Source organism: Priestia sp. YIM B13490, from assembly GCF_042787735.1.
GTDB lineage: Bacteria > Bacillota > Bacilli > Bacillales > Bacillaceae_H > Priestia > Priestia megaterium.
In genome coordinates this window covers 55,187-79,192 of record NZ_JBHZOT010000009.1, presented here as the reverse complement: position 1 = coordinate 79,192, position 24,006 = coordinate 55,187, and the positions used below count along the sequence as shown (strand labels likewise).

The 24,006-nt window shown below is 38.3% G+C and carries 25 protein-coding genes and 1 riboswitch; of the genes, 6 read left to right on the top strand and 19 right to left on the bottom strand.

Features of this window, described 5'->3' with window-relative positions; all coding sequences use genetic code 11:
* The 6 genes from thiS to ACFX4R_RS22650 form a co-directional block, all read right to left on the bottom strand.
* The gene (thiS, locus tag ACFX4R_RS22675; protein ID WP_013055282.1) at positions 1 to 204 is read right to left on the bottom strand and encodes a sulfur carrier protein ThiS; all 204 of its coding nucleotides are present in this window, start codon (positions 202 to 204) and stop codon (positions 1 to 3) included.
* The gene (gene thiO / locus ACFX4R_RS22670; protein WP_237075263.1) at positions 201 to 1,328 is read right to left on the bottom strand and encodes a glycine oxidase ThiO; all 1,128 of its coding nucleotides are present in this window, start codon (positions 1,326 to 1,328) and stop codon (positions 201 to 203) included. Before thiO ends, thiS begins: the two co-directional genes overlap by 4 nt.
* On the bottom strand, positions 1,312 to 1,935 hold the full coding sequence (locus ACFX4R_RS22665; protein ID WP_043981731.1) for a thiamine phosphate synthase: 624 nt from the start codon (positions 1,933 to 1,935) through the stop codon (positions 1,312 to 1,314). Before ACFX4R_RS22665 ends, thiO begins: the two co-directional genes overlap by 17 nt.
* Before the next feature lie 122 nt (positions 1,936 to 2,057).
* Positions 2,058 to 2,159, bottom strand: a riboswitch (TPP riboswitch).
* A gap of 162 nt (positions 2,160 to 2,321) precedes the next feature.
* The gene (locus ACFX4R_RS22660; RefSeq protein ID WP_013055279.1) at positions 2,322 to 2,537 is read right to left on the bottom strand and encodes a hypothetical protein; all 216 of its coding nucleotides are present in this window, start codon (positions 2,535 to 2,537) and stop codon (positions 2,322 to 2,324) included.
* 47 nt (positions 2,538 to 2,584) lie between these two features.
* Positions 2,585 to 2,974, bottom strand: coding sequence for a fluoride efflux transporter CrcB (crcB, locus tag ACFX4R_RS22655; protein WP_043981699.1), 390 nt, complete (start codon positions 2,972 to 2,974; stop codon positions 2,585 to 2,587).
* Positions 2,975 to 3,373, bottom strand: coding sequence for a fluoride efflux transporter FluC (locus tag ACFX4R_RS22650; RefSeq protein WP_043981698.1), 399 nt, complete (start codon positions 3,371 to 3,373; stop codon positions 2,975 to 2,977).
* Between the two features lie 341 nt (positions 3,374 to 3,714).
* Here ACFX4R_RS22650 and ACFX4R_RS22645 point away from each other — a divergent pair, with 341 nt between their 5' ends.
* The 3 genes from ACFX4R_RS22645 to ACFX4R_RS22635 are packed head-to-tail and all read left to right on the top strand — an operon-like array spanning position 3,715 to position 5,989.
* Entirely contained in the window at positions 3,715 to 4,536 is an 822-nt protein-coding gene (locus ACFX4R_RS22645; protein ID WP_013081647.1) for an amino acid ABC transporter substrate-binding protein, read from the top strand.
* The gene (locus ACFX4R_RS22640; RefSeq protein ID WP_043981697.1) at positions 4,520 to 5,224 is read left to right on the top strand and encodes an amino acid ABC transporter permease; all 705 of its coding nucleotides are present in this window, start codon (positions 4,520 to 4,522) and stop codon (positions 5,222 to 5,224) included. Before ACFX4R_RS22645 ends, ACFX4R_RS22640 begins: the two co-directional genes overlap by 17 nt.
* Positions 5,225 to 5,254: 30 nt before the next feature.
* The gene (locus ACFX4R_RS22635) at positions 5,255 to 5,989 is read left to right on the top strand and encodes an amino acid ABC transporter ATP-binding protein (RefSeq protein WP_043981696.1); all 735 of its coding nucleotides are present in this window, start codon (positions 5,255 to 5,257) and stop codon (positions 5,987 to 5,989) included.
* Positions 5,990 to 6,023: 34 nt separating this feature from the next.
* Here ACFX4R_RS22635 and ACFX4R_RS22630 read toward each other — a convergent pair whose 3' ends face one another.
* Positions 6,024 to 6,968 carry a nucleoside hydrolase gene (locus ACFX4R_RS22630; protein ID WP_377570435.1) on the bottom strand — a complete coding sequence of 315 codons (945 nt, stop codon included), beginning with the start codon at positions 6,966 to 6,968 and terminating at the stop codon, positions 6,024 to 6,026.
* A 179-nt stretch (positions 6,969 to 7,147) separates the two neighbouring features.
* On the opposite strand from ACFX4R_RS22630, the gene ACFX4R_RS22625 reads away from it, so the two are divergent.
* Entirely contained in the window at positions 7,148 to 8,143 is a 996-nt protein-coding gene (locus ACFX4R_RS22625) for an NADPH:quinone oxidoreductase family protein (RefSeq protein ID WP_043981694.1), read from the top strand.
* A gap of 52 nt (positions 8,144 to 8,195) precedes the next feature.
* On the opposite strand, the gene ACFX4R_RS22620 is transcribed toward ACFX4R_RS22625, so the two are convergent.
* The 3 genes from ACFX4R_RS22620 to ACFX4R_RS22610 all read right to left on the bottom strand — a co-directional run bounded on the left by ACFX4R_RS22620 (position 8,196) and on the right by ACFX4R_RS22610 (position 10,556).
* A complete protein-coding gene (locus tag ACFX4R_RS22620) occupies positions 8,196 to 8,627 on the bottom strand; it encodes an Rrf2 family transcriptional regulator (protein ID WP_043981693.1) in 432 nt (143 codons plus the stop codon).
* 66 nt (positions 8,628 to 8,693) lie between these two features.
* Positions 8,694 to 9,023, bottom strand: a complete 330-nt coding sequence (locus ACFX4R_RS22615; protein WP_043981692.1) for an antibiotic biosynthesis monooxygenase family protein — start codon at positions 9,021 to 9,023, stop codon at positions 8,694 to 8,696.
* Between the two features lie 123 nt (positions 9,024 to 9,146).
* Positions 9,147 to 10,556, bottom strand: coding sequence for a SpoVR family protein (locus tag ACFX4R_RS22610; protein WP_013055269.1), 1,410 nt, complete (start codon positions 10,554 to 10,556; stop codon positions 9,147 to 9,149).
* A gap of 321 nt (positions 10,557 to 10,877) precedes the next feature.
* Between ACFX4R_RS22610 and ACFX4R_RS22605 the strand changes: the two genes are divergently transcribed.
* A complete protein-coding gene (locus ACFX4R_RS22605) occupies positions 10,878 to 11,129 on the top strand; it encodes a YhdB family protein (protein ID WP_013055267.1) in 252 nt (83 codons plus the stop codon).
* Positions 11,130 to 11,339: 210 nt separating this feature from the next.
* Positions 11,340 to 11,951 carry a biotin transporter BioY gene (locus ACFX4R_RS22600; protein WP_028410248.1) on the top strand — a complete coding sequence of 204 codons (612 nt, stop codon included), beginning with the start codon at positions 11,340 to 11,342 and terminating at the stop codon, positions 11,949 to 11,951.
* A 34-nt stretch (positions 11,952 to 11,985) separates the two neighbouring features.
* On the opposite strand, the gene ACFX4R_RS22595 is transcribed toward ACFX4R_RS22600, so the two are convergent.
* The 9 genes from ACFX4R_RS22595 to ACFX4R_RS22555 all read right to left on the bottom strand — a co-directional run bounded on the left by ACFX4R_RS22595 (position 11,986) and on the right by ACFX4R_RS22555 (position 23,910).
* Positions 11,986 to 13,740, bottom strand: coding sequence for a phospho-sugar mutase (locus ACFX4R_RS22595; RefSeq protein WP_165575588.1), 1,755 nt, complete (start codon positions 13,738 to 13,740; stop codon positions 11,986 to 11,988).
* Between the two features lie 165 nt (positions 13,741 to 13,905).
* Positions 13,906 to 15,585 carry a glycerol-3-phosphate dehydrogenase/oxidase gene (locus tag ACFX4R_RS22590; RefSeq protein WP_043981690.1) on the bottom strand — a complete coding sequence of 560 codons (1,680 nt, stop codon included), beginning with the start codon at positions 15,583 to 15,585 and terminating at the stop codon, positions 13,906 to 13,908.
* 187 nt (positions 15,586 to 15,772) lie between these two features.
* Positions 15,773 to 17,263, bottom strand: a complete 1,491-nt coding sequence (glpK, locus tag ACFX4R_RS22585; protein ID WP_162215218.1) for a glycerol kinase GlpK — start codon at positions 17,261 to 17,263, stop codon at positions 15,773 to 15,775.
* 67 nt (positions 17,264 to 17,330) lie between these two features.
* Positions 17,331 to 18,158, bottom strand: a complete 828-nt coding sequence (locus ACFX4R_RS22580; protein WP_025752994.1) for an MIP/aquaporin family protein — start codon at positions 18,156 to 18,158, stop codon at positions 17,331 to 17,333.
* Positions 18,159 to 18,336: 178 nt separating this feature from the next.
* Positions 18,337 to 18,891, bottom strand: coding sequence for a glycerol-3-phosphate responsive antiterminator (locus ACFX4R_RS22575; RefSeq protein WP_043981688.1), 555 nt, complete (start codon positions 18,889 to 18,891; stop codon positions 18,337 to 18,339).
* A gap of 113 nt (positions 18,892 to 19,004) precedes the next feature.
* Positions 19,005 to 20,543, bottom strand: coding sequence for a carbon-nitrogen hydrolase family protein (locus ACFX4R_RS22570; protein ID WP_013055260.1), 1,539 nt, complete (start codon positions 20,541 to 20,543; stop codon positions 19,005 to 19,007).
* Between the two features lie 359 nt (positions 20,544 to 20,902).
* Positions 20,903 to 21,673 (bottom strand): L,D-transpeptidase, encoded by a 771-nt coding sequence (locus ACFX4R_RS22565; RefSeq protein WP_043981687.1) that lies wholly within the window; start codon positions 21,671 to 21,673, stop codon positions 20,903 to 20,905.
* Positions 21,674 to 21,863: 190 nt separating this feature from the next.
* Positions 21,864 to 22,658: a SurA N-terminal domain-containing protein gene (locus ACFX4R_RS22560; protein ID WP_034654560.1), complete on the bottom strand. Its 795-nt coding sequence runs from the start codon at positions 22,656 to 22,658 to the stop codon at positions 21,864 to 21,866.
* A gap of 259 nt (positions 22,659 to 22,917) precedes the next feature.
* Positions 22,918 to 23,910 (bottom strand): Gfo/Idh/MocA family protein, encoded by a 993-nt coding sequence (locus ACFX4R_RS22555; protein ID WP_043981686.1) that lies wholly within the window; start codon positions 23,908 to 23,910, stop codon positions 22,918 to 22,920.
* Positions 23,911 to 24,006: the final 96 nt, after the last annotated feature.

Here is a 24,006-nt window from a genome sequence, read left to right as displayed (position 1 = left end):
TCATCCTCCTCCGACAAATGAAACAACTTCTAATATATCGCCATCTTTTAAGCATGCATCGCTATGTTCTTCTTTTTGCAAAATGTTCTTGTTTAGCTCAACAATTACCACTCGTTCATGCAGGTTCTGAGCCTGCAACAAGTGCTCGACCGTTTCAATTTCATCTCCAAAAGTAACGGTCTTACCATTAATGATTAGATTCAATGAACTCCCTCCATTACTCTTGTTAGCTGAAATGATGTAAAAAATGAATGATTCAGCTTTTTCCCTAACAAAGCATCAGCCATAATTTTTCCAGTTGCAGCACTTAATAAAATACCGTTTCGGTAGTGGCCAAACGCCATGTGTAGATTCGCTATTTCAGGATGCTCTCCTAAATAAGGCCAGCCATCATTTGTTTGTGGACGAAGACCAGCCCATGCTTTTTCAAATGTGGCTTCTTTAATAGCTGGCAGAAGCGCCGAAGCTTTATTCAGCAAAAATTGAATACCTTGTGCAGAAACCGTCTTGGTAAAGTCATGCTGTAGCTTAGTTGCCCCGATTATGATTCTTCCACCAGTCTTAGGCACTAAGTAAAAACCTTCATCTAAAAAAATCGTTTTAGAAAGCAGCGGCTTATGACTTCGAAGAGCAATACACTCCCCTTTTACGGGAAACACGCGGCCTAAATGTTCAGAAGAAATAAAGCGTTTAGCCCATGAGCCTGCTGCAATAACTACTTTTTCTCCGTAAAAAGAGCCTCTGGACGTCTGTACACCTTTTACTGTTTCATTTTCCATAATAAGAGAATGAACATCACAGTATTCGAATATATCTGCTCCGTGATACAAGGCTCCATGAGCAAGAGCTTGCGTTAACTTAGCCGGAGCTAGCTGGCCGTCCCCCGGTATTGTAATGGCTCCGTATATGTCTGGAGAGAGACCGGGTTCTAACAAACGCGCTTCTTTTACATCGATCCATCTTACATGTTCATCCCATCGGTGGTGCTGAGCGGCTTTTTTCTTTAATACGTGTGCATCTTCTTCTGTTACAGCGACTTTTAATAAGCCTTTTTGAATGAGCTCTACGTCGATGGCCGTTTTTTCTTTTAGTTCCTTCACCAGCTCAGGAAACATGCTTCTGCTCTTAATAGCAAGGTCTAAAAGAGGACCTTCTTCATCAATTTCAGCTTGAGCACCTAAAATACCAGCTGCTGCACTTGAAGCTTCACAACCAATTTGATTTCGTTCAAGAATGGCCACTGATGCTCCTTGTTTTGACAAATGATAAGCGATAGAAGAGCTGATTATGCCTCCTCCGACTAACAGTACATCATAATGCTGCTTCATTTTCTCCACCTCCAGATGTCCATATATGAGAATATTGTTTAATCGCTTTAAGGGGATTTTGCGCAAGCATGACACCAGACATCACAGCTATACCGTGTGCTCCTGTTTGAAGCACCTCTTTGGCATTTACAGGTGTAATTCCTCCAATGGCAATAACCGGTATCTGTACAGCATCTACTACTTCTTTTAGTGCTGCTACCCCTCGACTTTTTAATCCTTTTTTTGAATGTGTTGAATAAATATGTCCGTATAGAATGTAGTGGGCACCATCTTTTTCAGCTTCTAAAGCCTCTTCCACAGAGTGAACTGATTTTCCGACAATAAGAGAAGGAAATACGTCTCTAACACACGAAACATCTAAACTATGATAGGCAAGCTGTACGCCTTTTGCTTTTAAAGCATGCGCTACATCAACTCGGTCATTTACAATAATTTTAGAGAGACAAAATGGCAGGCTTTCTAGCAAACATTGAATCTGCTTTGCCGTTTTCTTTTTTTCTCTAATATGAATGGCACCCGCAAAAGGCTCAATAGCCGTTAAAATGTCCCGAACCTCTTCAATTGGCTGCTTATCTGTTGTAACGACATGAAATTTAGGAATATCCATATGATCGAAACCTTTCCGTTCAGAATAAAGAGAAATTTCAATCACTTCATCTTGTGTAGAGGGCTTTATTCCATACAAAAAAACCACTCTACAACGTAGAGTGGTTAGCATGCATCGTTATGTAAACATGATCGCCACTTCCCTACGCTGGTACAAACCAGATCAGGTTCAAAGGGTCCGAAATACATTCGTCTCAGCTTCAAAAAGCTCCCCTAGTGATTGCTATTTATTGATTTTGTTTTCGCACTTAAAATTATAACACAACTAGATGTAAATACAATATCTCTTTATGCTCTTACGGCTCTCTTCCTTTTATAGATGTATCTTTTAAGCTTCTTTACTAAGTAAGAGGTCCGGCGCACCGCATCATTCTGCTTTTTATATGATTAGTAATCGGTATAGTCGTCAAATTCTTCCTTGTCTTTTTCCTTTTTCCGATCCCATATAAACAGCAGGAGTAACATAATAAAAGTTAGAATATAAAAACCGTAAAAAATAAATGCCGCCACAACATTTATAAATAAAAATAAAAAACCGATGATCTGACCTGCAACAGCTACAATCAACAAAATGTATTTCCAAACTTCTGCTTTTCTATCCATTCTCTACTTCTCCGTCTTTTTGTTTTTCCCTACTAGAAACGTTCTCTTTACTTAAATAAAAACGTTCCTGCCAGTAAACCGACTGTAAATAAACCAACTGTTCCCAATGCTGAAATCCCCACATACGCCAGCATTTTCCGATAAGATTTTTCTCGAATTAACTGTACGGTTTCCACACTGAACGTTGAAAAAGTGGTAAAGGCACCAAAAAAACCAATGCCAATCATTAAAAATATTGAATCATCATAAGCATGACTCGGAACCTTTCCATAATAACTACCGTAAAAAAGACCAAGCCCAAACGCACCAAGCAAGTTTACAAACAGCATTGATACTGGAAAAGGAGGGTTTGAAACTGTTTTTGTAACTTTTAAACCCAAAAGATAACGGCATATTCCTCCAGCTGCCCCGCCAAGTGCCAAGCTCACTATGCTCATTTACTTCACCTCATGTACTTTCACTAAATTTTTCCCTGCCGCTTCACCGCATAGATAGCCTGCTAAAGCAAGAAGGATTCCACCTACTAAAGAGACCATTACATAAATGGCTCCCCAAAATAAATGGTGCTGAGTGAGAGAAATGACGTCTCCTGCAAACGTTGAATACGTTGTAAAACCGCCGCATACGCCAACTCCTAGTCCAAGCTTTATCCATTCTTTTGGCTTTTTCCACACAAAAAATCCTGTTAATAGGCCTAGTATGAAGCTTCCTAATAGGTTTTCAATTACCGTTCCTATTGGATAGCCCGTATATAATAAGGAAAGATTCAGCAAATAACGTGCATATGTACCAGCGATAGCACCAAAGGCAATTGAGATTAAGTTTATGGCTTTCATCATATCGCTCCGTTTCATAAATTCTTCTTTAAGTGTACCATAAGGAATTTATTTCTACCTTAACATTTAACTATATGTTTATTGCACCAAAAGTCATGAAAAAATGAAAGAGAAAATCGTCGCATGAAACTTCCTTTTTACTCCTCAAATTTCCCTTAAAAATCCACTTAATCCAAATTTTAAAACCTTTCTGTATCCTTATGATAAACCGTGTATAGAAGGTATATTTCCCTTATTTTAAGTCACATTAATCGTATAAGTTTTTTTTGTTGACTTTTGCTGTGTTCTTGTTTAGTATCACAGAGTATCATTTCCTATCAGAATACTAGGGGGTTTAGAAAATGAAGAAATTTGCTGCACTTTTGTCGCTACTATTAGCTTTCACAGTTGTGCTTGCCGCATGCGGTTCTAGCTCAAAAAATGAAGCAAACAATGGAGACAATAAATCTTCACAAGAGGATTTATATAATAAAGTGAAAAAAGATGGCGTATTAACAATTGGAACTGAAGGTACATACCCTCCGTTCACTTTTCATGATGACAAACAAAAGCTAACTGGGTTTGATGTAGAATTGGCTCAAGAAGTAGCTAAACGTCTTGGCGTAAAAGCTGAGTTCAAAGAAACACAGTGGGATGGCATGTTTGCCGGATTAGATGCTAAACGCTTTGACATGATTGCTAACGAAGTGGGTATTCGTGAAGATCGTCAAAAGAAATACGATTTCTCTGATCCATACATCCAGTCAGGCGCTGTATTAATTGTTCGTAAAGACGAAAAAGATATCAAATCATTTAAAGATTTAAAAGGAAAAAAATCAGCGCAGTCATTAACAAGTAACTATAAAGACATGGCTCAATCTTATGGTGCAAACATTACGAGTGCTGAAGGTTTTGCTCAAGCAGTAGAACTAATGAGCGCAAACCGTGTTGATGCTACAATCAACGATAAATTATCGTTCCTTGACTATAAGAAAAAACACCCTAACGCACCTATCAAAATCGCGGATGAAAAATCCGATGGTGCTGCAAGCGGCTTTATGTTTAGAAAAGACAGCGGTAAGTTAGTGGATGAAGTAAACAAAGCATTGAAAGATATGAAAAAAGACGGAACATACGCAAAAATTTCTAAGAAATGGTTTGGCGAAGATGTTTCTCCTAAATAATATTTTTCCTGATGGAGAGCGATTGAATCAATTGATTTCAATCGCTCAATCATCTCTCTTACCAATGCTAAAGGGAGCTATTCAATATTCTATTCCACTAACATTAATAAGCTTTGCCATAGGCATTGTGTTAGCTGTTTTAACAGCACTTGCTCGCTTGTCGTCAAGTAAGGTATTAAACATGATTGCACGTGTATATGTCTCAATTATTCGTGGAACGCCTTTGCTTGTGCAATTATTTATCATTTTCTACGGATTACCTAACTTAGATATAACAATTGATCCATTTATCTCTGCTGTTATTGGATTTTCATTAAGTGTAGGTGCTTATGCATCTGAAATTATCCGAGCAGCAATTCAATCTATTCCTAAAGGACAGTGGGAAGCTGGCTACTCACTTGGTATGACCTATTCCCAAGCGTTAAGACGGATTATCTTACCGCAAGCAGCACGTGTATCGATTCCGCCATTATCTAACTCTTTTATTAGTCTTATTAAAGACACGTCACTTGCATCGCTTATTCTTGTTTCTGAAATGTTCCGTCAAGCTCAAGAAATTGCTTCAACTAACTATGAGTTTTTACTTCTTTATAGTGAAGCAGCGCTCTTGTACTGGATTATGTGCACAATCTTATCCATTATCCAAGGACGCATTGAAATAAGACTAGATCGTTACGTATCTAAATAACCGTTTCAAGTAGCTAAAGGAGTTTTTTATATGATTAATATCAAAAATTTGCATAAATCATTCGGTGATTTGCAAGTATTAAAAGGGATTGATTTGGAAGTTGAACAGGGCAAGGTAATTGTATTAATCGGCCCTTCTGGATCCGGTAAAACAACTTTTTTACGTTGCTTAAATCTGTTAGAAATCCCAACAGACGGTACGATTGAACTTGATAAAAAAAGCATGAATTTTACCAAGCCTGTTCGTAAAAAAGACATTACTTCATTTCGAAGCCTAACAGGTATGGTCTTTCAAAACTATAACTTATTTCCTCATAAAACTGCACTTGAAAATGTTATGGAAGGTCCTGTAATTGTAAAAGGTGTTTCCACTCAAGAAGCAGAAAAAAGAGGGAAAGAATTATTAACACGAGTTGGCTTAGGAGACAAGCTCGACTTTTATCCTTTCCAGCTGTCTGGCGGACAACAACAGCGCGTTGGCATCGCCAGAGCAATGGCGATGGACCCAAAAGTTATGCTGTTTGATGAGCCTACTTCAGCTCTTGATCCTGAGCTTGTAGGAGACGTTCTTCAAGCCATGAAAGACTTGGCAAAAGAAGGAATGACGATGGTGGTGGTAACTCACGAAATGCGCTTTGCCCGTGAAGTAGCGGATGAAGTTATTTTTATGGATCAAGGCGTCATTATGGAAAGAGGGACACCAGATAAAATATTTTCAAATCCTCAACAAGAGCGGACACGTCAATTCTTGAATATGATTCATTAAAAAGGTTGCACACTTTCATGTGCAACCTTTTTCTTTATTTGGCTACTGCTTTTTTCATCAAATCTGTAATGTACGTAAAGAATGCTTCAGCTGTGACATTATATACGACATCTACAGGTCGTCCCTCTTCGGAAATTTCTGTTCTTCCTTGGCTCGGTGTTTCTGTATGCACAATACTCGAAACGGTTTTTACCTTCACAAGTGTTGAATTCCCTGTAAATGCTGTTGTGAGTACATCCCACAAATAATATGTTGAATTGGTTTCAACGTGTACAAGCGGCGGGCAAGCCGCGTAGCACTGCCCTACAAAGTCTACTCCTTCATATCTTCGAAGTGAAGCCCACATTTGACGAATAGCGGGTGTTAAGGGAACTTGATTCGTGCTTTCTAAAGCAACCATCTCAATTTTAATTTTGCTTTTCCATACTTTCGCTACTGCTTCTGGATCCCAAAAAGCATTCCACTCCGCCGTTCCATCATGTTCGGGCTCTTGCACGTTTCCTACTTCTTGAAATGTACCGCCCATCCATACTAACTTGTCAATTTTCTTTTCTATTTCCGGCGCTTTTTCCAATGCTCTTGCTAAATCTGTTAACGGTCCTGTAAACAATAAAGTTGTTTTCCCGGCTGTGTGCTGCAATGTCTCGATTAAATGATCATGAGCAGGGAGCTGACTTATTTTTGTTTGTACTTCCCCTTTTTCATTTAAAATCGGCAGTGCATCTACATAAAACGTATGCATGCGCCACTCCTTTGGAAATGGATTCATACCGCGTGAAGTAGATTTAGCGACCTCAATATCATAACTTCCAAAACGATCAATAATCTTTTGGCTTGCGCTGATACCTGGCTCTAGATATCCGTCAGCGGGAATAACAGATACCCCTGTTACCTTTACATCATCCATTTTCAGCAGTAAAAAAAGCGATACTAAATCATCAATGCCTGCATCATGGTTAAAATATATGTTTGTGCTCATTTCTCTTCTCCTCTTTTCTATGTATTGCTAACTAATAGCTATACCGCTATTTTATAATGAAATAATCTCTTTCGTAATCAAAGTATTAGGAACTTCTTTTACTATTTTCTATAATGGGTATAGAAATAAGGTAGTCTATGTATAGATATATACATCTCATTATAGAAAGGAGAAATAAAATGGAGCAATCATTTTCAGCATTAATCGTAGATAAAAAAAGTGAAGAGCAAGTGGAGGCGTCCGTCCAAGAACTGACGCTAAACGATTTGCCAGAAGGCGATGTACTTATTCGCGTTCATTATTCAGGGGTGAATTATAAAGATAGCTTAGCCAGCATCGCAAACGGAAATATTGTGACAAGCTACCCATTTGTTCCAGGAATCGACCTAGCAGGAGTTGTTTTATCTTCTGACAGCCCTGATTTTAAAGAAGGTGATCATGTCATTGCAACAAGCTATGACATTGGCGTATCACACTTTGGAGGCTATAGTGAGTATGCGCGCATACGCAGCGAATGGATTGTCCCTCTCCCTGAAAATTTAACGTTAAAAGAAGCAATGATTATCGGAACAGCTGGCTTTACAGCTGCTTTATCTGTGCATCGCTTAGAGGAAAACCATACTAGTCCATCTAATGGCTCTGTGCTTGTAACAGGCGCTACGGGAGGTGTAGGAAGCTTTGCGGTTGCCATTCTTTCAAAATTAGGCTACACAGTGGAAGCAAGTACGGGAAAAAGCTCGGAAGCAGCTTATTTGAAAGAGCTTGGCGCTTCCTCTATTGTAGCGCGTGAAGATGTTTATAACGGCAAATTAAAAGCATTAGGCAAGGAAAAATGGGCCGCTGCGGTGGATCCTGTGGGCGGAGAGCCTCTAGCTTCTGTTCTCAGTCAAATTCAGTACGGAGGCTCTGTAGCGGTCAGCGGGCTAACGGCTGGAGGCAAAGTGCCAACAACAGTCTTTCCCTTCATTTTAAGAGGGATTAATTTATTAGGTATCGATTCTGTTTACTGTCCAATGCCTACTCGAAAAGAGATTTGGAATAGACTTGCTAATGACTTTAAGCCTGAAAGCTTCGAACCTTTCATTCAGCAAGAAATTTCACTACAACAGCTCCCTGAGGTACTTCCGACTTTATTAAAAGGACAAGCTCGAGGACGAACAATTGTGAAGCTATAAAAAAACGGAGAAACCTAGGTTTCTCCGTTTTTTTACGAACAGAAGCATGTTATTATGCATCTATTTTTGCTATTAAATCCGTCACTAATTCTTTCATGGTCACATTGGCTAAGACTTGTTCCATGGCATCTTGAGAACGTTTTAAAATCAATTCAAGAACACTTTGAATATTGGCTCCTACAGGACACTCCACATTCGGATTTTCATGCATTTGAAACAATTCTCCTTCTTCCACTGCCGCCACCGCTCGATAAACGTCTAGCAACGTTATCTCTTCTAGATCTTTCAATAGATAAGCTCCGCCAGCTCCGGCTTTTACACCTACGAGTCCAGCTTTCTTTAACATCCCAATTACTCGTCTTATAACAACAGGATTTGTATTTACACTGCTAGCAATCCACTCTGAAGTACTAGGATGACTGCTATCTACTTTAATTAAAGATAGTATGTGAACGGCCACGGTGAATCGACTGCTAATTTTCATTGCTCTCACTCCTATTTTGTTGTAATCATTATAGTTACAACATTTATGAAAGTCAAGCATGCTTTTTTAGGAAAGAATGTCCTCTTCTACCGCCTCATAAAAACGCAGCGTTTTCTTGATTTCCATAGCTTCAGAAAATGCTTTCGTTTTCTTTTTATTCGCTTCTTTATGTTCGTTCACATGTTCCTCTCTTGAGATCCACGCTTGAAAGAACTGCTTGTCTTCCCACTTCGATACAAAGACATATTCAACTTTATCTGCAGAATCTTTTTTCCAGCATTCGAACGATAAATTTCCTTTGGCTGCCTCAATTTCTGTTTTGTTTTTCTTAGCTTTTTGCGTGAGCTGTTCTTCAAATTTCTTTTCTGTTTCAAAACTTGCGTTTACAACAAACATCTTATCTTCCTTTCTAAATGAAAGTAATTCTCATTCGATTATTGCATAGTAATTTTATTTTTTCAATTTATATGGATAAGTTACAGAAGCCCAAAAAGACCGCTGTTTAAGCGGTCTTCTTTTTTACAAATGTTTTCTATGCACTGTTTTTCCATCATACGTAAAGGCGATTGGCTTGCCTTCCATTACCGTTTCTAAATGAACGGGGCGGCCCCAAAGCTGATGAACGTACGGTACCACTTTTTCTAAGTATTTGACATCTAATTCAATTCCTTCATACCAATGTTTTAAATAGAGCTCTCCATTTTTTAGATAGTCTCCATTGGTTACTGTGATATAAGGAAATCCGCCGTTTACGCGCATATTAACAAGCTGATCTCTAACTTCTGTCCACTCTTTGTCAACGATTTTATAGTCTTTTCCTTGTTTTTGGAATAAGTACATATCCTCTCGCATGACTAAATCTTTTGTTAAGTAATTGCGAATAAAGGAAATATCTGATTCAACCTCACGTACCTCAAACATCTTCTCTCTTCCTGATCCCGGCTCCACGCCCCGGCGAATCATATCTTCTGTTGGATTATTGTAGCGTTCTTCAATGTCTTCAAAGATTTTTAAACCTAAATAATATGGATTGATTCCCGTCTTAGAGGGCTGCACAACTCCTGCATTTAGCTTGGCGAATTCTATCGCTTCATCACTCGTTAAGTCCATTTCTCGAATAATGCGCTGATGCCAGAAAGAAGCCCAGCCTTCATTCATAATTTTTGTTTCAAGCTGCGGCCAGAAATAAAGCATTTCTTCTCGCATCATCGTTAAAATATCCCGCTGCCAGTCCTCTAAATAAGGACTGTATTCTTCGATAAATAATAAGATGTCTTTTTCAGGCTGAGGCGGAAATTTTTTAAAAGATTTTGGAGGTTTTGGTTTTTTCTTTTCTTTATAATCCAAATTCCATAAATCATCGTAAGGAGAAATGATTTCTTCTTCCGATGATTCTACATCATCTATGCTCCAAGAAAGCTTGGCACGCATAAGAGACGGATCAATATGTTCCTGAATCGATAGGACAGCATCCAAAAACTTTTCTACTTCACGCTTACCGTGCTTTACTTCGTATTCTTTAATTCGATCAGCGGTCGCTGCCATACTTTCTACCATATCCCGTTTAGTGTTGGCAAAACGGCTGTTATTTTTAAAGAAGTCACAGTGGGCTAACACGTGAGCTACAATTAATTTATTCTGAATAAGCGCATTGGAATCCAATAAAAATGCATAACAAGGATCTGAATTGATAACTAATTCATAAATTTTACTCAATCCAAGATCGTAGTGTAATTTCATTTTGTAAAATTGTTTTCCAAAGCTCCAATGTGAAAAACGAGTTGGCATCCCATATGCACCAAACGTATAAATAATATCTGCCGGGCAAATTTCATAGCGCATCGGATAAAAATCTAAGCCGAAACCGCTAGCTATTTCCGTAATTTCATCAATCGCACGGTATAATTGCTTATAATCTGCTTCTTTCACGACAGCTCCCCCTTTCACTCCTTACTTCAATCTATGTACAAACATGCCAATTCATGTGTTTTCATCAAAAAGAAGCTTTATTTTTTCAAGAAAAGGGGATTTTTATTTAGTTGTCTTAAATAATGGATGTAATATAACTGTTATGCTGCATCATTCTTTGCCTTTCTTATCATTTATAGGGTCCTGTACGTTTATTCTTCTTGCATAATGACTACAACCTCTTTTAATTATGCACTGGTCTTTTGCCCAACATTTACAGCGTAAGAATTCCCGCAAATATCATACACTAATTTCAACTCCTCAAAAGGAGGAACGTTATTAATGGATGTAATTGATTATGATCGAGCTTTATATTACACACACCGTTCACAATGGGATAACTTATTAATTTTAATGGTTCGAACAGACGACGATTTTCTTTCAAAAAAGATTGAACATTTTTTGCACGCCTACAATTTTGAACGAAACTACCGCATCATTCAAGAAGAGCTTTATTCTTTACTACGCTACATTGATCATGCAACGGAATATTCGGAGCACAACCCGGAGCTTCTGGAAGAATCATTGTACTAGTATTTTTGATACACACACTTGGACAAAGAAGGGATGAATTCCCTTCTTTATTTTTTTATGTTGCACTAAAAATATGCATACTTTATTTCAAAAAACATCAAATAATATATGTAAACACATTTATTTTTATCGTTGACATAAAAGTGGATTCGACGTACAATCTTCAGTACATACGCTAAGATATTTCAGTACATACTGGGAGGAACATATATGAGTACTAATAAAAGGTTTCGCACATTAGATTTAACGCTAGCTGGTATGTTTGCGGCTCTTATGGCTATTGGTGCAAACATTACTTCTTGGGCACCTTTTTTACAAGTAGGCGGCGTGCCTCTTTCACTTCAGCCTTTTTTTGTTATATTAGCAGGACTTTTACTTGGGAGCAGAATGGGTTCTATTTCAATGATTGTATACGTATTAATTGGCATTGCCGGCGCCCCAGTATTTGCTCAATTTAAAGCAGGAATTGGTATTTTATTTGGAAGCACTGGCGGCTTTTTGCTTTCTTATATCGTAGCAGCATTTATCACAGGAAAAATTATGGAGATGCGCGGCAAGCCAACTTTTTCTATCTTTTTAATTTCATCACTAGTTGGTATTGCCGTTATTTATTTAATAGGTACTACGTATATGTATGCAGCGGTTAATTACTGGCTTGAAGCTCCTGCAATGACATATGCAGCCGCTTGGAAGATTATGTCGTGGTTTGCGGTAAAGGATCTTATTTTTACTGTTCTTGGGGCTATGCTTGCTCCGAAAATTTATAAAGCCCTACGATCTTCTTCGTATTTGTCAAATACGCAATCAAATAAAGTATCATAAAAGAAGCCTGCTCAAGTTTGAGCAGGCTTTACTTTTATACCGTTTTCACTTTATCTAATACACGTTCTACTTCACCCATTACAGCTGTTTGTACAGCTTCTAAATGAGCAATGCTCGTTGCTTCATCTTCTGACACGACGCCAAAATAGAACTTCACCTTTGGCTCTGTACCAGATGGACGAAGGCAGAACCAAGAACCGTCTTCTAAGATATATTTTAATACATTTGATTTTGGCAATGTAATTTCTTCTACTTTCCCTGCTTTAATATGCTGACGCTCACTTAATGTATAATCCTCTACAACCGAAACATTTAATCCTGCAATGTCAGTAGGAGGTTCATTTCTAAATGTAGCCAAAATATGCTGAATTTGCTCAGATCCTTCTTTTCCTTTAAGCGTTAAAGATTTCAGACCTTCACGATAGAAACCATATTTAGTAAACACTTGCTGAAGCGCTTCATATAGCGTCATGCCCTGCTTTTTATAATAAGCACAAGCTTCTACTGCTAGAATGGCTGCTTGTACAGCGTCTTTGTCACGAGCAAAGTCACCAATTAAATAGCCGTAGCTTTCTTCATAACCGAATTGGAATGTATACTCGCCTGTTTGCTCATATTGCTTGATTTTTTCACCGATAAATTTAAAACCTGTTAGAGTGTCAACAACTTGCAGTCCAAATGAAAGAGCAATTTGTGCGCCGATTTCTGACGTTACAATCGTTTTTAACACAACGCCATTAGCAGGCAGCACGCCTTTTTCTTTCTTTTGAGAAAGCAAATAGTGAAGCAATAAAGCACCCGTTTGGTTTCCTGTTAATAACGCATATTCGCCGCTTGGATCTTTGACAGCAATTCCTAAACGGTCTGCATCTGGATCCGTTGCGATTAAGATATCTGCATCAATTTCTTTTCCTTTACGAACAGCATATTCAAACGCAGCTGGTTCTTCAGGATTCGGAGATTTAACCGTCGAGAAATTTGGATCAGGAAGTTCTTGTTCTTCAATAACCGTGACATTTTCGTAACCGATGGATTGAAGCGCGTTGCGAACTGGCTTATTAGCTGTACCATGTAGAGGTGTAAAAACCACTTTTAAATCTTTACCTGTTTCAGAAGCTAGCTCTGGATTAATTAAAATCGTTTTTAGTTTCTCATTGTATGCTTCGTCAATCGCTGAACCAATCATTTCAATAAGACCTTTTTCTTTTAGCTCCGCTTCAGATTGAACAGCTAATGTAAGTTCATTTTCCACAGCATTTACAAAGCCAACTAGTTCATCAGCTTCTTTTGGCGGCAGCTGACCACCGTCTGGACCATATACTTTGTATCCGTTATATTCAGGAGGATTGTGGCTCGCTGTAATAACAATACCTCCAAATGCGTTTAACTCACGCACTGCAAATGAAAGTTCAGGTGTTGGTCTTAGCTCTTCAAATACATACGTTTTAATTCCGTGACTTGCTAATGTTTTTGCTGCTTCCATTGCAAATTCAGGGGATTTGTGGCGAGAATCATACGCAATGACTACTCCTTGGTTAATAGCTTCTTCGCCAGCTTGTTTAATGTACTCAGCAAAGCCTTCGGAAGCTTTTCGGATTGTATACGTATTCATACGGTTTGTACCGGCTCCAATTTCCCCACGCATTCCGCCTGTTCCAAATTCCAATGTTTTGTAAAAACTATCTTCTAATTGTTTTTCATCACCTTTGATTGCGTCTAAATTTTGACGTAATTCAGGATCTAAATTTGGATAATTAATCCAAGATGTATACGTTTCTTTCCAACTCATAAAAAAAAGCCCCCTTATATAGATGTAAATATGTATGAAAAGAGAAAAACGAGTAACCGTCTTTCTCTTTTTTTAACAGTCATATTATATTTCTTCGTCAAAATTTGACTTCCTGCTATTATATTATGGCTGTATTGACAAATTTTGAGGTACTTTTTTATTTTATCATGAAATACCTGTCATACGGTTAACTTTTTCATCTACTGGTACAACTGCGTCATGAAGGTGCTGTTCTAATTCATCCGTATAAGCTTTTGTTTGCTCAGGCGTCCACTTTAACTCTTCGGCCATATGAGCAATCACTTGTTTTTTCCAGCTTCTTACCCAGTTGATATCAAAGAATAAAGCGCCCGTACGTCTAATGAAGAAGTCCACTGGTTTTGAAACCATTTCTTCTTCTATGCCATATTGAATTTGCAGAAATACACTAGCTGGAAGGTCGCTGTTTTTTAGCTGATCAGGACGTTCAATCATGTAGCGGTATACTTTATCTACGTTTGAGCCATAGCGTTTTACAAGCTTTTCAGCAGCGTCACGTGATAACCCTAGTTTGATGCCTTCTTTGACTTTTTGCTCTACAAACGTTGGGAACCCACCTGAACCGCCTACATTACCTCCAGAAATCGGTAAATGTTTAGTTTGACAGCTTTCAAATTCGCGTCCTTCTGCTTTAAAATCTTCAGCTACGCGATTTACGACAATTTCAGCCATTTTACGGTACCCAGTTAATTTCCCTCCAGCGATTGTAATTAAACCTGATTCTGATGTCCAGATTTCATCTTTACGCGAGATTTCAGAAGGATCTTTTCCTTGTTCGTGAATAAGTGGACGAACACCCGCCCAGCTTGATTCTACGTCGTCTACCGTAAGATCAACCGTTGGGAACATATAGTTAATCGCATCAATAACATATTGACGGTCTTTTACAGTCATACGCGGATGTCTAGCGTCTTCTTTATAGACCGTGTCTGTTGTGCCTACGTATGTTTTTCCATCACGCGGAATCGCAAATACCATACGTCCATCAGGTGTATCAAAATAAATGGCTTGTTTTAACGGAAAGCGTTCTTGGTCAATAACTAAGTGAATTCCTTTTGTTAATTGAAGCTGCTTGCCTTTTTTTGAATTATCTTTTTCACGCAGCGTGTCCACCCATGGACCTGCAGCGTTGACGATTTTTTTCGCATAGATATTATATTCTTTATTCGTAAGCTGATCACGAACAACCGCCCCTACTACTTTTCCTTTATCGTAGATGAAGTTTTCCACTTTTGTGTAATTGACTAAGTCTGCCCCTCTTGCTGCAGCTTCTTTAGCTACTTCAATCGTTAAACGTGCATCATCTGTTTTATATTCAACGTAGTAACCGCCGCCTTTTAAATCTTTAGATTTCACCAATGGCTCGCGGCTAAGCGTTTCTTCTGCGCTAAACATTTTGCGGCGCTCTGAGCGTTTTACACCAGCTAAAAAATCATATACGCGCAGTCCAATTGAAGTTGAGAATTTACCGAATGTTCCACCTGTATGGAAAGGTAACAGCATCCACTCCGGAGTCGTTACATGAGGGCCATTTTCATATACGATGGCACGTTCTTTACCAACTTCGGCTACCATTTTAACTTCAAACTGTTTTAAATAGCGTAGACCGCCGTGAACAAGCTTTGTTGAACGACTAGATGTTCCTGCTGCGAAATCTTGCATTTCAACTAATGCCGTTTTCATGCCTCGATGAGTCGCATCAAGTGCAATACCTGACCCAGTAATTCCCCCACCAATTACTAGTAAATCGTATTGATTTTGTGTCATGTCTACCAATTTATTCGAACGTGTTTGACTTGAAAACATACGTCATTCCCCTTTCATTTTTCAAAGATATAAAATTTTTCCAATATACAAAAAAGAGAGACCACAAATCACATATATAGTATGCCTACATATGGATCTGTGGTCTCTCCGATTCTCCAACCAATTTATTAACTTGAGTAAATTATATCATACATGCGCTTTTAATTAAAGGATTTTCATCAAATAATTACTTAAAAGCCATTGTTGCATGTACGGCTTTTTTCCAGCCGCTATATAATTCTTCACGCTTTTCTTCTTCCATACTTGGTTCGAAAGATTTTTCCATATTCCACTGCTGCGCAATTTCATCGCAATCTTTCCAGTAGCCGACCGCTAGACCCGCTAAATATGCTGCCCCAAGAGCCGTTGTTTCATTCACTTGAGGACGTTCAACCGGAACGTCTAACACATCACTTTGGAACTGCATTAAGAAATTATTCTTAACTGCTCCTCCGTCTACACGCAATGTTTTTAATGTAATTCCAGAGTCCGCTTCCATTGCACTTAATACATCTCTTGTTTGATAAGCTAGTGATTCAAGCGTTGCACGGATAAAGTGTTCTTTTTTTGTACCCCGAGTCAATCCAAACATCGCCCCCCGTACATCACTATCCCAATAAGGTGTTCCAAGTCCTACGAAAGCTGGCACAATATATACGCCGTCTGTAGACTCTACTCGCGTTGCATAGTTTTCAGTTTCAGCCGCATTTTTAAACATTCTTAAACCGTCGCGAAGCCACTGAATAGCAGATCCTGCTACAAAAATACTGCCTTCAAGCGCATATTCTACTTTGCCGTTAATCCCCCATGCTAATGTAGTTAACAAACCGTGATCGGACTTAACTGCTTTTTCACCCGTATTCATGAGCATAAAGCAGCCTGTTCCATAGGTGTTTTTCGCCATTCCTTTTTCATAGCACGCTTGTCCAAATAAAGCGGCTTGCTGATCCCCGGCTGCTCCAGCAATTGGAATGTTTTTACCAAAGAAATGATAGTCTACTGTATGAGCGTATACTTCAGAAGAAGGCTTCACTTCTGGAAGCATTGATTTCGGTACCCCTAAGATGTCTAGCAGTTCATCATCCCATTTTAAATCGTAGATATTGAACATAAGCGTGCGGGATGCGTTTGAGTAATCCGTTACATGCGCCTTTCCGCCTGATAGCTTCCAAATTAACCATGTATCAATTGTTCCGAATAACAATTCACCGTTTTCTGCTTTTTCACGTGCACCTTCTACGTTATCTAAAATCCACTTCACCTTTGTTCCAGAGAAGTATGCATCAATTAATAATCCCGTTTTGTCGCGGAACGTATCGTTTAATCCTTTTGCTTTTAATTCTTCACAAATACCAGACGTTTGTCGAGATTGCCATACAATTGCATTGTACACCGGTTTCCCTGTTGCTTTTTCCCATACTACTGCTGTTTCACGCTGATTGGTAATCCCAATTCCTTCGATTTGATCCGCATGAATACCTGACTCAGATAAACAAGATGCGATAACTGCTAGGATAGATCCCCAAATTTCACTTGCATTATGCTCTACCCAACCTGGTTTTGGAAAGTACTGTGTAAACTCTTTTTGAGCTACATGTACAACTTCACCTTTTTTATTAAATAACATTGCTCGTGAGCTTGTTGTTCCTTGGTCTAAAGATAAAATAAATTTTTCCATATCAATATCCCCTATTCTCTGTATAGTGTCGTTTCTTTATTGTACATAGTTAGATGGTAAAGCGCATTCATTTTTTCGGTACTACTGCTGATTGAATCTGTGCTGCCTTTTGTTTAGAAACAGCGTAGATAACTGCTAAAACAATCAGCGCTAGACTTAAAACAACCCATAAACTGCTTGACATTTTATTTAAAAATGCCGCTTGGTAAAATACTGCCCCGATTGATCCGCCTACTAAAGGACCCACTACTGGCACCCAAGCATATTTCCAGTTCGAGCTGCCTTTGCCAGGTATGGGCAAGATAGCATGAGCAATACGAGGTCCTAAATCACGAGCAGGGTTGATGGCATAGCCTGTTGTTCCTCCTAATGATAAACCAATACTTACGATTAAAAATCCTACTACTAAAGGATTTAATCCATCTGTAAATTTATTTGCTCCAATTGCTAAGATTCCTACTACTAATACAAACGTTCCAATTGCCTCACTTAAAACGTTTGCAAATGGGTTAGCAATTGCTGGCCCCGTTGCGAATACGCCTAATTTTGTACCAGCATCTTTTGTTTCTTTCCAGTGTGGAAGATAGTGTAAATAAACAACTGTTGCGCCAAGAATGGCTCCAATAAACTGAGCTAAAATGTACACCGGTACTTGTGACCACGGAAAATCACCTGTAATAGCAAGCGCTACGGTTAACGCTGGATTTAAGTGTGCCCCACTCATATTACCAACCGCATATGCTGCCATCGCTACTGCCATTCCCCATCCCATTGTGATAACGATCCATCCTGAATTAGCAGCAAACGATTTTTTTAAATTGACGCCCGCACATACACCAGCGCCAAGGATAATTAAAATCATTGTTCCAATTATTTCTCCTAAGAATGCTTGCATATAAATAACCTCCCCTTTGTATGAAAACGATTAAAATAACAAGAAAATAAGAAAATCCACAATACATCCCCCTAATAAAATCATTAAAAGGCTATACCGTGGATCTCCTATTCTCCCTCACATCTATTAACTTATCTAGAAGTTTACTAGATGGTGAAAGCGTTGTCAAACAGTTTTTTTAAGTTGAAATACTCCACAGTTCTCTATTTGATGTTGTAACAGCAGAAGCCCCGGCTCCTAAAGCATTCAGCACTTCTTTTTCGGTTCGTATTAAACCTCCAGCTAACACTGGAATGCCTGTTTCAGCTTTGACTTCTTGGATTAAAGTGGGCACAATTCCAGGAAGAAGCTCAATATAATCGGGTTTTACTTTCTTCATTAACTCGTAGCTTTTCTTCAAAGCCGTGCTGTCTAATAAAAAGACCCGTTGAATGGCATAAATCCCTCTTTGTTTAGCTTTTAAAATGACGTTTGTTCTTGTCGAAATAATCCCCGCAGGCTTAAACTCCTGACACAAAAAATCAACCGCATATTCATCGTGCTTTAAGCCATGAATTAAATCTAAATGAATGATTAGTTTCTTTTCATGCTTATGGACCTCTTTCATAATTCCTTTTAGCATGCCCACTTGATTGTCTAAAAGAACTCCGTACTCATAATTACTTACTAAAAATTTTTCCAATTGCTTCATATCTCGAACAGCGGGTAATACCGATTGTCCATGAAAACTCATGTTTTCCCCTCTTTTCCATGGTTAGTCCACAAAATTCATTGTAATAGTTTTTATTATGGCAAAAGTTGAAATAAAAAACACCATGCATTTGCATGATGTTTTTAGAAACTTCGTTATTTTTTATATTTAATATTGTAAACGTCGTGGCGTCGGTCTTTTAATTGACGAACCGTTCCCGATTGACGCTGGCGGCGAAGAATTTCTAAATCTACGTCTCCAATAACTACCATTTCAATATTAGGATTACATTCTCCTACAATGCCGTCTCGTGCAAATTCAAAGTCAGACGGTGCAAAAATAGCGGACTGAGCATACTGAATATCCATGTTTTCTGTTTCAGGCAGGTTTCCAACTGTACCTGCGATAACCGTATAAATTTGGTTTTCGATCGCGCGCGCCTGAGAGCAGTATCTTACGCGCAAATAGCCTTGACGGTCTTCCGTACAGAATGGTGTAAAAATAATATTTGCACCTTTATCGGTAGCAATACGAGCAAGCTCCGGAAATTCGATGTCATAGCAAATTTGGATCGCAATTTTACCGCAATCTGTATCAAACACTTCAACTTTGTCTCCTGGGCTAATTCCCCACCATTTTCTTTCATTAGGTGTAATATGCACTTTGTACTGCTTTTCAATTGTTCCATCTCGGCGGAATAGATAGGCAATATTAAAAATATCTCCATTATCTTCTTCAACGAAGTGGGATCCTCCAATAATATTTACGTTATATTTAACCGCTAAATTAGTGAATAGTTCAATGTACTCTTCCGTATATTCTGCTACGCGCTGAACCGCTTTGCTTGGAATCTTTTCATTCAAGAAAGACATTAGTTGAGTTGTGAAAATTTCCGGGAATACGCAGAAGTCGGCTTTTGCGTCATAAGCAACATCTGTATAATATTCTACCTGTGTTGCAAACTCTTCAAATGAATTGATCTGTTTCATCATATACTGAACAACACAAATACGCACTGGGAATGACGTTTTAAAATGGCGTTTTGAACGGCGAACATAATCTACGTTGTTCCATTCCATCAGCGTTGCATACTTATTAGAAGCTAGATCATCAGGAAGATAACCAGGGTTTATACGCATAAGCGTAAATCCGTTCATTAGCTGAAAAGATAGGACTGGATCATAAATTTTATGATGAATAACTTGCTCTACATATTCTCTAGGCGACATTTCAGCTGAATGCTTATGGTAATTAGGAATTCTTCCTCCTATAATGATACTTTTCAGGTTCAATTCACGTGCTAAATCTTTACGCGCTTCATACAAGCGGCGTCCTATTTTCATGCCGCGATACTTTGGATGAACCATTACTTCAATTCCATACAGATTGTAGCCTTCGGGGTTATGATTTGTAATGTATCCTTCGTCTGTAATATCGTCCCACGTATGCTGATCATCGTACTCATCAAAGTTCACAATCAAGCTTGAACAAGATCCGATAATTTCCCCGTCGTACTCTGCACATATTTGTCCTTCTGGAAAAATGGCCAGGTGACTTTCAAGCTGTTCTTTTTTCCACGGATCCATTCCCGGGAATGATAGCTTTTGAAGTGCTAAAATTTCATCTATATCGTCCGGTTTGATGTTACGAATAATCATTTTTTTCTCGAATTTTGATAAATCTATTGTAGACATACGTTAAAACAACCCTTTCTCTCTCTTCATTAGGCAATTAGTTTCCCTGTTTTTTATTATAATAAACATTATTAAAAATTCAAAAAATGAGGTTGAGACATAACGAAATAAATCCAATCTAAAGACGAACAAACGGATGCATTAGCTCGTATAAATAGCTTGTGACACCGCTGTTGATTTCCGTCCAACACTTCGCTTTCCACGGGAGTCTTCGCCTTGCTCTCCCATCAACTGCTAGAAGGAACAGAACAGATGAAACCTACGTTCACCATAATAAAAAAACGAACCATGAATCAAAATATTTGATTCATGGTTCGTTTTTTACTTAGGCTAAAATACTTTTGTCCCAGCCTCATTTTCTATTTGCAAATATCTAATTTTATGGATGTTTTTTTAGTAGGATAATTTTCAATAAACCCTGGTCCTAAAGAGACTTTAATGCCATCTATTTTATATACATTATAGCGTTCACCGCGATTTAACGTACGAATCTTTACCCATTTTCCTTTTTCTTCTTTTAACAAAACCATCGGTGATTCAATCGTTACAAAACCAATTTGGCCTTTTGAAAGCTTTTTCGTTTTACAAAGGTTCTGGGCGACTGGAGCACTGCTTACTTTGTATTTGTTTTTAACAGCGATTGAATCAAAACCTTGAGAATGAAATTGACCAATAACCACTTTTGTACCGGTTTGAACGCGGTCAAACAGCCAGCGTACCTCTTCATCATACATACGAATGCACCCTGAACTTGCGTAAGTTCCGATAGAACTTGGATTATTATTTCCATGAATAGCATACGTTGTTCCATATGTTCCGCGCGCATTTAATCCTAGCCAGCGATCACCTAGCGGATTCCTAGGATCTCCTCCCCGAATGTTGTCTTTATAATAAGGCCGGTTTTTAATTTTATTCACAATGCTGAAGGTACCCTCTGGTGTATAACTCATCTGCCTGCCTGTCGCAACTTTGAACGTCTTTACTAATTTTCCTCCATCATAAAAAGCAAGGGTGTTAGTAGATTTATTAATAATAATAAGTTGATTTGACGCCGCAGACGCATTGCCTGTCAGGCCCATCCCCGCGAGTAAAAAAACAAGCCCAACAAAAAAAACAGCCACCTTTTTCATTTATCGACTCCCCCAATTTCTCTTATATCTATATAAGAAAAGTATAGGATGAAAGTCAAACCATCAGAACACTTTTTATCTTATAAGTCAAAATACAATAAAATCTTTCACGCACCCCTTTTTACTGACAAGAAGCAATAAATGTACATAACAAAAAAACGGCCCTTTAAAGGGACGTTTTTTTTTGTATTTAAAGCTTCACTTCAACTTTTGCATTTTTCTTAAGTTCTTCAACTTTTTTCTCTAATGCTTCTTGTTTCTTTTGTTGTTCAAGCTGCTGCTTAATTTGTGGCTTTACGTCTTCAAGCTTTGGCATTTGAGATTGTTCTTTACCGCCGCTTGCTTGACTTTGGCTTTGTTTTGCAAATTGATCGTAATAATCTTGAATTTCTTTATCTGTTACTTCTGGTGTTTGGATGTCTTTATCTACGTACTGCTGATATTTAATGCTGTCAGCCAGCTCAGACTTTAATTGTGATTGAGTTAGTCCTGCATCTTTTAAAGCCGCTTTAAACTGTTTATCTGTTTTGAACTGCTTTTTCGTTTCTTTTAACTTTTTATTTACTTCTTCATCAGTTGCTTTATAGCCTTTGTTTTCAGCTTCTTGCAATAGCAGCGTTTGACCTACTAAATTGTCAATTGTTTGCTGCTTTACTTGTTTAGCTGCTTCTTTAGATGTTGGGTCTTGTCCCATTTGTTGATATTGGGCTTGTGATGAAGATAATGCCGCATTATATTCTTCACCAGAAACTTTTTTACCGTTTACAACCGCTACGGTTTTCTTCTCATCTACTTTTTGTTTATCTAATTTCTTCTGCATTTCTTTTGCTTGCTTTTCCTGCTTTTCCTGAGCCTCTTTTTGCTTCTCAGTTTGTGCAGTTTTCTGATCATCACTTTTTGATTGCTTTGCATCATCGTTTGAACCGCATGCTGTTAAAGCTGCAGCAATTACCCCAATGAGCAATGTATACATCAGTTTTTTCATGATTAATCTCCTTTCATAATCCCAAACGATTATTAGCTATTCGAAAAAATCATCTAGGGGGCATTGTATATGATATAGGCGTAAAAAGAAACCATTTAGTCTAATTTTAAACATATGTAATAAGATTGAAACGTTCTGTAATCTTATGAAAGGTAAACAATTTCGTTTATACGACTTGTCTAATCATAACATTATTTAGTATGTTTTACATAATTTGCAGAAATTTATTCATCGTACATTCTTTTCTTTAAAGCTTTCTTTACATTAAAGATGACAGTATTTGATCACATAATTTCATGGTTTTTACATTGTCACTTCCACTGGAAAGAAGTTCTTTATCACTTGTACAACACTCAATGAAATGAGCCATCTCTCCAACAAATCCACGAAGGTAAAGATCTCGATATGCTCCTGACATTGGAGAAGCAGAAGGTGTAAACACACGGTCGCTTTCTTTTAATGACTTCCATGGTAAATCATCAAAAGTCTGAGATTCGTGAATAGTCAATGCGTTTACTTCATCAGCAAAAGCAAAGCCATTGTCAAATGTCACTAATAAGTTTTCGCTTTCGCGAGACCACGCTGTCATGCCAGTAAAATACAGGCTCCCTACAGTGCCATTTTCAAACTTCAGCGAAATACTATTTGAAATATACTCACCATGATTATTTCTGAACCCTGCCACGTGAACGACTTCGCCGAACAAGTGACGGACAAGATCAACAATATGTATAGCAGCAAGCTTCATAAACTGCTCTTCATCTTTACAAAAAGGGGTACTGTCTACAGCAAACCTCGCTTGAAATGAACGGACGTTTCCTAGTTTTCCTTCTTCAATGAGCTCTTTTAGTTTTATATAGCAAGGTGCATAGCGCTTCATAAAACCTACCATTACTTTTACGCCAGCTTCCCTAGCAGCATCTGAAATCTCTTTTGCTTCCCTTTCATTCAGCCCCAAAGGCTTTTCCACATAAACATTTTTTCCCGCTCGAATGCAATCAAGCACCAAAGCAGGATGATCTTCAGGCTGTGCCACAACTACTACTCCGTCGCACTTTTCCTGCTTCAGCATTTCCTTATAATCATCGTATGGCGTACCGCTGCTACCAAATCGCTGAAGAGCAGCTTTTGATCTTTCCATACTGCGTGTGGAAATTGCTTTAATTTCTGCTCCCGCTTCAATAACGGACGGATAAATGTTCGTTGATGCGTGAAAGCCTGCACCGATAAAACATAATTTTGCTTTTGTCATGTTTTCGCTCCTATTTGTTTTTTGTGATGGATTTATACAAGTTTGACCATATCACAAGCTCTTTTTGAATGTCCAATTGAAATCTGAAATATACCA

What these genes read in the sequence shown, in the direction of transcription:
- thiO (WP_237075263.1), bottom strand. Translation starts at nt 1,328, where the DNA reads ATGAAGCAGCATTATGATGTACTGTTAGTCGGAGGAGGCATAATCAGC.
- ACFX4R_RS22665 (WP_043981731.1), bottom strand. Translation starts at nt 1,935, where the DNA reads ATGGATATTCCTAAATTTCATGTCGTTACAACAGATAAGCAGCCAATT.
- ACFX4R_RS22660 (WP_013055279.1), bottom strand. Translation starts at nt 2,537, where the DNA reads ATGGATAGAAAAGCAGAAGTTTGGAAATACATTTTGTTGATTGTAGCT.
- crcB (WP_043981699.1), bottom strand. Translation starts at nt 2,974, where the DNA reads ATGAGCATAGTGAGCTTGGCACTTGGCGGGGCAGCTGGAGGAATATGC.
- ACFX4R_RS22650 (WP_043981698.1), bottom strand. Translation starts at nt 3,373, where the DNA reads ATGAAAGCCATAAACTTAATCTCAATTGCCTTTGGTGCTATCGCTGGT.
- ACFX4R_RS22645 (WP_013081647.1), top strand. Translation starts at nt 3,715, where the DNA reads ATGAAGAAATTTGCTGCACTTTTGTCGCTACTATTAGCTTTCACAGTT.
- ACFX4R_RS22640 (WP_043981697.1), top strand. Translation starts at nt 4,520, where the DNA reads ATGTTTCTCCTAAATAATATTTTTCCTGATGGAGAGCGATTGAATCAA.
- ACFX4R_RS22635 (WP_043981696.1), top strand. Translation starts at nt 5,255, where the DNA reads ATGATTAATATCAAAAATTTGCATAAATCATTCGGTGATTTGCAAGTA.
- ACFX4R_RS22630 (WP_377570435.1), bottom strand. Translation starts at nt 6,968, where the DNA reads ATGAGCACAAACATATATTTTAACCATGATGCAGGCATTGATGATTTA.
- ACFX4R_RS22625 (WP_043981694.1), top strand. Translation starts at nt 7,148, where the DNA reads ATGGAGCAATCATTTTCAGCATTAATCGTAGATAAAAAAAGTGAAGAG.
- ACFX4R_RS22620 (WP_043981693.1), bottom strand. Translation starts at nt 8,627, where the DNA reads ATGAAAATTAGCAGTCGATTCACCGTGGCCGTTCACATACTATCTTTA.
- ACFX4R_RS22615 (WP_043981692.1), bottom strand. Translation starts at nt 9,023, where the DNA reads ATGTTTGTTGTAAACGCAAGTTTTGAAACAGAAAAGAAATTTGAAGAA.
- ACFX4R_RS22605 (WP_013055267.1), top strand. Translation starts at nt 10,878, where the DNA reads ATGGATGTAATTGATTATGATCGAGCTTTATATTACACACACCGTTCA.
- ACFX4R_RS22600 (WP_028410248.1), top strand. Translation starts at nt 11,340, where the DNA reads ATGAGTACTAATAAAAGGTTTCGCACATTAGATTTAACGCTAGCTGGT.
- ACFX4R_RS22595 (WP_165575588.1), bottom strand. Translation starts at nt 13,740, where the DNA reads ATGAGTTGGAAAGAAACGTATACATCTTGGATTAATTATCCAAATTTA.
- ACFX4R_RS22590 (WP_043981690.1), bottom strand. Translation starts at nt 15,585, where the DNA reads ATGTTTTCAAGTCAAACACGTTCGAATAAATTGGTAGACATGACACAA.
- glpK (WP_162215218.1), bottom strand. Translation starts at nt 17,263, where the DNA reads ATGGAAAAATTTATTTTATCTTTAGACCAAGGAACAACAAGCTCACGA.
- ACFX4R_RS22580 (WP_025752994.1), bottom strand. Translation starts at nt 18,158, where the DNA reads ATGCAAGCATTCTTAGGAGAAATAATTGGAACAATGATTTTAATTATC.
- ACFX4R_RS22575 (WP_043981688.1), bottom strand. Translation starts at nt 18,891, where the DNA reads ATGAGTTTTCATGGACAATCGGTATTACCCGCTGTTCGAGATATGAAG.
- ACFX4R_RS22570 (WP_013055260.1), bottom strand. Translation starts at nt 20,543, where the DNA reads ATGTCTACAATAGATTTATCAAAATTCGAGAAAAAAATGATTATTCGT.
- ACFX4R_RS22565 (WP_043981687.1), bottom strand. Translation starts at nt 21,673, where the DNA reads ATGAAAAAGGTGGCTGTTTTTTTTGTTGGGCTTGTTTTTTTACTCGCG.
- ACFX4R_RS22560 (WP_034654560.1), bottom strand. Translation starts at nt 22,658, where the DNA reads ATGAAAAAACTGATGTATACATTGCTCATTGGGGTAATTGCTGCAGCT.
- ACFX4R_RS22555 (WP_043981686.1), bottom strand. Translation starts at nt 23,910, where the DNA reads ATGACAAAAGCAAAATTATGTTTTATCGGTGCAGGCTTTCACGCATCA.